General features: G+C 54.8%; 5 protein-coding genes. All 5 read right to left on the minus strand.

What is annotated here, in order from left to right; translation table 11 throughout:
- Positions 1-1871, minus strand: a 1871-nt coding sequence (locus tag BFP92_RS23570; protein WP_170875860.1) for a DUF6531 domain-containing protein, incomplete at its 3' end; no start/stop codon positions are given.
- Between the two features lie 5 nt (positions 1872-1876).
- The gene (locus BFP92_RS23575) at positions 1877-2887 is read right to left on the minus strand and encodes a hypothetical protein (protein ID WP_065931342.1); all 1011 of its coding nucleotides are present in this window, start codon (positions 2885-2887) and stop codon (positions 1877-1879) included.
- 7 nt (positions 2888-2894) lie between these two features.
- Positions 2895-3122: a hypothetical protein gene (locus BFP92_RS23580; protein WP_065931343.1), complete on the minus strand. Its 228-nt coding sequence runs from the start codon at positions 3120-3122 to the stop codon at positions 2895-2897.
- A gap of 164 nt (positions 3123-3286) precedes the next feature.
- On the minus strand, positions 3287-3952 hold the full coding sequence (locus BFP92_RS23585) for a hypothetical protein (RefSeq protein WP_065931344.1): 666 nt from the start codon (positions 3950-3952) through the stop codon (positions 3287-3289).
- A partial coding sequence (locus BFP92_RS23590; RefSeq protein WP_065931345.1) for an RHS repeat-associated core domain-containing protein occupies positions 3949-8091 on the minus strand: 4143 nt, incomplete at its 5' end. The genes BFP92_RS23585 and BFP92_RS23590, both read right to left, overlap by 4 nt.

The following is an 8091-nucleotide window of genomic DNA, read 5'->3' on the forward strand; positions in this document are numbered from 1 at the left end:
CCGCTCTCATCGTAGCTGTACTCATAGCGCCCACCCAGCGGATCAGTCGCGCTGAGCAACTGACGTTCGTCATTCCACTCAAACAGCCAGGTCTGGCCAAGGTTATCGCTGTATTGAATGATCTGATGTTGAGTGTTCCAGTACCGCGTACTCACGCGCTGCAAACCATCGGTGATCCGCGTGAGTCCGGCCTGCAGGTCATAGTCGAACTGGTAAGCATCGCCCTCATCGGTCCAATGCCGAACCACGCGCCATTCCAGGCCTTCAACCAGTGCCCACTCATAGAAACAGCGCAATCCGGTGGGCAATTGATGCTCCACCATTCGGCGCCCGGCATCGTAGGCAAAGCGCCGCTGCACTTGATCGGTTGCATCACGCACTTGCGCCAGATTGCCCGCTGCGTCGTAGCCGTAGCTCACCAGCACTTCGCGACGTTGATCCGGGTACAGGCGTTCGATGCGGCTCAGATAGCCCTGATCGCGGATCAGCTCAACCTGAACCAGATCGAACGTATCGCGCAGGCGCACCAAGTGCCCGGTTTCGTCATAGTCGAGGTAGATGCGGTTGTCGTTACGATCACCCAATTGGCTCAGACGCAGTTGCGACGGGTTCGCTGGCGCAGCTTCGAACAAGCGGTACATGCCGTCGTCGCTTTCGATCAGCAACTGCCCATTGAGGTGTCGCCGCACCGCAAGCCCTTCACCGGCGCTGAACACTGCGCCGCCCAAGGGAATGGCGCCCATGTCGATGGGCCGACCCTGCTCATCGGTATACACCAGCGTTTCGCCGCCCTCGGGATGGGGCTGAATGTCGACGCACACCTCGTACGGCACACTCCAGCCGACGCCAAACAGGCTGCCCGGGCGCTCATCGCGACTGTTGTAGAAGCGCTGCCAGTCAATCGGCAGGATGCCCGGCAGTACGAAATCCAGCTCCTCGACATCACCCAATACCTTCGCGCCCGTCGCAGCATGCACCGGGTTCGACGAACCCATCGCGGCGTTGGCCGCGGCCCCCATCGCGCTGCTGATGGCCATCGAAGTGGCGCCGCTGACCAACATGCACGGCAACTTGCTGAAGAACTTGCCCTTGCCCCCTTTGAGCATCAACAGCGCTGTAACCGCCAGCCCGACGCCGGGCGTCTTGCCGCTGCGAATTTCACGCACCACTACCGAACCGCCGCCGATGGTCACGTTGGAGGAAATCAGCCCGGACGACACCACCGTCGCATCGCAGGTACTGCGATCACCACTGCGCACGGCGGGTTGGCCGTTGATGGTGACCTTATCCGAGCCTTCGGCCAGAAACTGCGGCGGCATCGGCGGGTGCTTCATGCACACCACCAGGTCCAGCGGCTTGGGCACGGCGCCCGGCGCAGGCGTTGCAACGGTAGGGCGCCACATCTGCGAGAAGAAACCCTCGGCCATGTCCAGGTAACTGGGTTCCGGCTCGGGTTTGGTTTCTTCCAGCTCGGTACCGGCCGGCGTGACATGGGAGCTGATCGCCCCGGCGGCACGGGCGGCAGGTATGTTATTGGTCAGGGTATTGGTGGAACCGGTGAGAATGTTCGCCTGCACCGTGGGCGGAAACAGGGCGTTACTGAAGGCATCGCATAGCTTGGTCAGCCCTTTGTCCGCGCCACTTTTGCTCATGGCCAGGCCAACAATCGTGCCCACCACCGCACCCAGCAGGAAGCAGCCGAGGCCACCGGTGACTACGGTAATGCCGGTGGCAGCAACCACGGCAGCCGTCGCTACCGCCGTGATCGCGATATTGGCCGCCACCTCCAGCACACCGCCGAGGATGTCCGCCATCATCGAAGTGTGGGAGAGCGCATCGCCCATCCGGGCTGCCCATAACGCGTCAGACATATAGGTTAAAGACTGTACAAAATATTGTAGAAGGAGGTTTGCTTATCGTTTATCAGTGACAGATCGTGGCCTGTTGGAATCTTTTCAAATTGCACTTTAGTAACGGCCATTCGACGCTTGATTACGGCTTCTAGCAGTTTGCCGAATAGTGCATCATCATCGACGAATTTTTTTAGCTTCAGAATCTCTCGTGGGCGGGTTCGCAGGATATAAAAAGCATAATTCATCAAAATAATACTGGAAACGAAAAGGTTTTCGGTTGATTGAAGTGGGTTGACGGTATCGACCAAGGCTTCAAAAGCCTGCTGCCTGTGGTGGGTATAGGTATACAGGAACACGTCGGGATACATGAGCTCGCTGTAACGATCATTAAAATTCAAGCGATAATTTTTATTATCCGGCGTAATCAATAGTTTAACGATGTTTGTCTGGAACGCTTTCAAGGTGCTCAGCAGTGCGTGTTCTTTTCTGGTGTCTGCTTTAATCGTCTTGTATATCACGTTAATCAGGTCCAGCAGTGCTATAGATCCAAAAGCCTCGGTCACCATCAGCAGCTGGTTATCCTTGATACTGAACCTGCGATACACCTCGTCATCAATGCTCAATTCAAAAAGCAGGAACGTGAGCATGTGATTCCTGAACGCCGCGTCCTCATCGATAGGACTATTTTTTAGACTGATCAGCTGGATCAGATAGAAGAAAATAAAATAGTCTTTATTAGTGCGTTGACGATTGTCGATGTCCAACAAATGACCAAAGCGAGACAGGACGAGTAGAAGAGCATAGCAGTCCGCCTCCGTAAATCCCTGTTTCAACATGGCTTTTTCAAAAGCGCTCGCGGAAAAGAGATCGTGCCAACGGCTCAAATAAAGCGTTGTTCCATTGCTTTTCTTGGCGGCAGCGGAGAGTAATAAAGGTTCGTCTTCCTGATAAAAAATAACGCCCAGTGCCTGATGAGCTGGCCGGATGTTCAGGAAACTTTCAAGCTTGTATAAAATGAGATTGAAGATATCCATTTTGTCGTTATCCGCAGGTCTTCCACTTTCCGTTCGCCCCTTTTTTCTCGACGCGAAAAGAGGTGATGGTTTTGTTGAATTTGTCGAGTATCCGAAAACCTACGCCTTTTGCCTTGGGCTCATTGGTCTTGGAGAGTACGCCATCTTTGAGGCCCGTCTCTTTATAGTCAACGGTAGAAATGTCCTTATGGTCGTTGAGCATGCTCACCCCGTCGTTATTGACGGTCGCTACCACGCGATACTCTTTCCCGGGGAAAGGGGGCGCATTTTATGATGCTTGAACGAGCCGGAAAATAAATCTGCCCCCATGCTTGTTTTATTAGGCGAATATCGGTGTGTGCTGACGCTTTAGTGCTTGATCGAGCTCTGAGTTAAACATGATGTTGCCGACTGCGCGCGTCATAGCTTATCGAGGCTGGCAGCGGTGGTGATGTAAAACGCCATGCCTGACTTGTCGATGACTTTTATTCTTCCGTTTTCTTCCTTGATATCCTTTAAGTAAGGAAGGAAGACCACTTCATCGGGAGCTGTTCGCAAAATCTCTTTGTCGAGCACACAGGTGTTGTTCTTCAAAACTTTAAAACTCAAAAAGAAAAAATCGATTGTCAGGCGGCACTCAAGTACGCAGGTACACGCAGGGGTTTTTATTTTTTTACTCTTGAAAACCCACTCGTTTTTAAAGTGGTTACGGCGAAACTCATCAAGTGTGTCTTTGAATAGGGCGGCAGGAAGCGCTATGTGCTTTATCGCTTTTGCCAACCCATTCAACAGCAGGCTTATAAAAAACTCATTGAGTTCGTCGGACGTTACGCAGTTTTTATAGGCGACCTCGTCCATAGTGACCGGCACAATAAGTGCGCCGCTGGAGTTCACGTAGACCTCCTGCGTAGTTTGCTTGGTTCCGACAAAACAAATTTTTTTGAAGCCCACCGTCTCGAATTTTTGGGCGCTCAAATGGCGCTCCAGAAAATTGCAGACAGACCGGCTTTGATCGCGGAACGGATGAATGATCTCGTCGCTGTATTCGGTCAAGTCCGGGTACAGGTACACTTCTTTTAAAATCATGGCCTTGAATGCCTCGCTGGGTCTAATTCCTGCCTGCGGCGGTTTGCATTTCGTTGCTCCCAACGCTCGATTTTCCACCGAGCGCCGGGGCCAGCCGGCACCTTTTTGATTACTCTGGACTCATACCGTCCCGTATTACCTGGTTCTGCGTTCCAGTCTCTAACCTGTTTTTCGGCTCGCGCCGATTTTCCATTTTTCTTTATTCTGCCGCCACTCACACCGGTCTTTGCAACTTTTCCGGTGCGCGTGTCTACGACTTCATAGCCGTGTTGTGCCTTGCGGCTTTTTCTCGAGTTGCCGTGGCATGACCAGCCCCAAGGATCTATCCACCCTAAAGGGTTGGGAGCGTATTGGTAAAGGTTGACTCCTCCCAATAGCTCGATGGGGTCTGGTGTGGTGAATCGCCCAATATCCGGATCATAGAAACGAAAGGTATTGAAGTGCAGGCCTGTCTCGCGATCCAAATATTGGCCCTGGAATCGCAGATTCTGCTCTTCGATGTAGTGAGGCTCACGAACCTCTTCAATGGTATTGCCCCAAACCCGATAACGAGCATGCCAGACGATATTACCCGTGGCATCCGATAGTTGTTCGGGCAGTCCGTTCTGATCATTGTGGTAGTACCGGATTTTTTGTTGGGCACCCACACCATCCACACGTGAAAGCGGCTCGTGGCTGTCTGTTCCATAGAGGTACAGGCTGTTCAGACTGTTCTTTTGCTCTTGAAGCAGTCGCAATCCGTCCCAGATGAAATATGTCTCGCCTAGTGGAAACCCGCGGATGTCATGTTCAGTTTTTAATGTCCTTCGACCGAGTGGGTCGTAGCACATTTTGACGACAGTTTCTTGAACTCCGTTGGTGCTGTGAACTTCAATTAAACGATGTTCTGCATCATAAAAGAAGCGTTGTACTCGATGACTACCGGTACGCTTCTCTACCATTCGACCGAAGGCATCGTAGCGATATCGTTTGTCCTGATAGGTCAGTAGTTTGTTATGTACCACCAGCCCTGCACCGGGTTGGGGACCGTCCAGCAAGTTGGCGGCAGCGTCGTAGGCAAACGTTTCGCTCAGCCCCTGAAGGTTGTCTTGGTTGGCGACAATACGTCCCGTCGCATCGTAGTGGAACAATTGTTGACGACTGGCAACCGGCGTACGGTCAATGCGGGTGATCAGATTGTCGTTGGCGTCGTAATTGAAATGCTTCTGTACTCTGGGCGGTAGCAGCGTTGGCTGGTCGGCATTGCGCAGTATGCGCGAACGTAGGCGTCCACCACGGTCATACTCGCTCCGCGTAGTAATGTGTCCCTGAGTACGCAGAACCTCACGGTGCAGCCGGTCCCGCTCGAAATCACTGATCAACTGACCATCGAGGTTCAGTTGGTGCAGATGACCACTTCCGTAGTAGAGACGGTTGATATGGCGCCCATCGGGCAATTGCGTTTGTATCAGGTTACCCAGTTCGTCGTAGTGATGACGCAGGCTGCCTGCCGAGCTTTGTTCTTCCAGCAATTGGCCGACAGCATCGTAAGTAAATGACAGGCTTTGCTCGCAGCCTTGGGTATCTGTGAATGTGGCAACGGTAAGTTGGTTGACGCTGTCGTAGGTGTAGTCGGTTCGACCATCGGCCGTTACTTTTCCGGTCAATCGGCCAGCGGCGTCCCGTTCCAAATGATGAGTGATGGGATCTATTGGTGTATCGGGTACAAGTGCCAGTCCAGAACCATAAGGGGCGGGTATATGAGACTCGAGAATGGCATTGTCCAATCCGTCGTAGGCATAGCGTCGGGCGCTGCCATCCAGGTCTTGTTGCTCGACGATTCGATCGACCGCATCCCAGATAAATCGATACTGTTCACCATTTTCATTGGTCAGTGCCTGGAGACGACCATAGGCATCATAGTTAAATTGAACGTGGCGTCCGTGGGCGTCGATGCGTTGGCGAACTTGCCCACGTCCATCGTATTGATAGGCGGTGGTGTGGCCGGCCGCATCGATGTGTTGGGTGAGCTGGCCACTTGTGTCACGTAGGTATTCTTCAACGCGACCATCTGGCAGTTGATAATGCAGCAGACGCCCGCGAGCGTCATGCAGGTAAGTCGTGCGCTCGCCGAGCGCATCGGTGATGGTCTGTAAATAACCGCGATGGTCGTAGCTGAATTTTGTTGAGTAACCTGAGCAGTCGATATGCTCTGACAGCTGCCCGTATTTATTCCAGCGCAAGGTGTTGCTTTTACCTGCGGGGTCGACAATCTCTACGATCTGGCCACCAGCGTTATAACGGTAGCGAGTGACGAGACCCAGCGGGTCTGTTTCGCGGACACAATTGCCGCTGGCGTTATATTCGTATTGCCAACTGCTGCCGGCACTATCGGTTTCAACCAGTGGAAGAGACCAATGTTCCAGCCATAAAACGGATTCAATACGGCCCAATGGGTCACTGGATGTACTGAGGTTGCCGCTCTCATCGTAGCTGTACTCATAGCGCCCACCCAGCGGATCAGTCGCGCTGAGCAACTGACGTTCGTCATTCCACTCAAACAGCCAGGTCTGGCCAAGGTTATCGCTGTATTGAATGATCTGATGTTGAGTGTTCCAGTACCGCGTACTCACGCGCTGCAAACCATCGGTGATCCGCGTGAGTCCGGCCTGCAGGTCATAGTCGAACTGGTAAGCATCGCCCTCATCGGTCCAATGCCGAACCACGCGCCATTCCAGGCCTTCAACCAGTGCCCACTCATAGAAACAGCGCAATCCGGTGGGCAATTGATGCTCCACCATTCGGCGCCCGGCATCGTAGGCAAAGCGCCGCTGCACTTGATCGGTTGCATCACGCACTTGCGCCAGATTGCCCGCTGCGTCGTAGCCGTAGCTCACCAGCACTTCGCGACGTTGATCCGGGTACAGGCGTTCGATGCGGCTCAGATAGCCCTGATCGCGGATCAGCTCAACCTGAACCAGATCGAACGTATCGCGCAGGCGCACCAAGTGCCCGGTTTCGTCATAGTCGAGGTAGATGCGGTTGTCGTTACGATCACCCAATTGGCTCAGACGCAGTTGCGACGGGTTCGCTGGCGCAGCTTCGAACAAGCGGTACATGCCGTCGTCGCTTTCGATCAGCAACTGCCCATTGAGGTGTCGCCGCACCGCAAGCCCTTCACCGGCGCTGAACACTGCGCCGCCCAAGGGAATGGCGCCCATGTCGATGGGCCGACCCTGCTCATCGGTATACACCAGCGTTTCGCCGCCCTCGGGATGGGGCTGAATGTCGACGCACACCTCGTACGGCACACTCCAGCCGACGCCAAACAGGCTGCCCGGGCGCTCATCGCGACTGTTGTAGAAGCGCTGCCAGTCAATCGGCAGGATGCCCGGCAGTACGAAATCCAGCTCCTCGACATCACCCAATACCTTCGCGCCCGTCGCAGCATGCACCGGGTTCGACGAACCCATCGCGGCGTTGGCCGCGGCCCCCATCGCGCTGCTGATGGCCATCGAAGTGGCGCCGCTGACCAACATGCACGGCAACTTGCTGAAGAACTTGCCCTTGCCCCCTTTGAGCATCAACAGCGCTGTAACCGCCAGCCCGACGCCGGGCGTCTTGCCGCTGCGAATTTCACGCACCACTACCGAACCGCCGCCGATGGTCACGTTGGAGGAAATCAGCCCGGACGACACCACCGTCGCATCGCAGGTACTGCGATCACCACTGCGCACGGCGGGTTGGCCGTTGATGGTGACCTTATCCGAGCCTTCGGCCAGAAACTGCGGCGGCATCGGCGGGTGCTTCATGCACACCACCAGGTCCAGCGGCTTGGGCACGGCGCCCGGCGCAGGCGTTGCAACGGTAGGGCGCCACATCTGCGAGAAGAAACCCTCGGCCATGTCCAGGTAACTGGGTTCCGGCTCGGGTTTGGTTTCTTCCAGCTCGGTACCGGCCGGCGTGACATGGGAGCTGATCGCCCCGGCGGCACGGGCGGCAGGTATGTTATTGGTCAGGGTATTGGTGGAACCGGTGAGAATGTTCGCCTGCACCGTGGGCGGAAACAGGGCGTTACTGAAGGCATCGCATAGCTTGGTCAGCCCTTTGTCCGCGCCACTTTTGCTCATGGCCAGGCCAACAATCGTGCCCACCACCGC

This window comes from Pseudomonas sp. 58 R 3, assembly GCF_900006605.1.
In the GTDB taxonomy this organism is placed as follows: domain Bacteria; phylum Pseudomonadota; class Gammaproteobacteria; order Pseudomonadales; family Pseudomonadaceae; genus Aquipseudomonas; species Aquipseudomonas salomonii.

Bases quoted from the DNA above. Each gene is read 5' to 3' on its own strand.
- BFP92_RS23575 (WP_065931342.1), bottom strand. From the start codon at position 2,887: ATGGATATCTTCAATCTCATTTTATACAAGCTTGAAAGTTTCCTGAAC.
- BFP92_RS23585 (WP_065931344.1), bottom strand. From the start codon at position 3,952: ATGATTTTAAAAGAAGTGTACCTGTACCCGGACTTGACCGAATACAGC.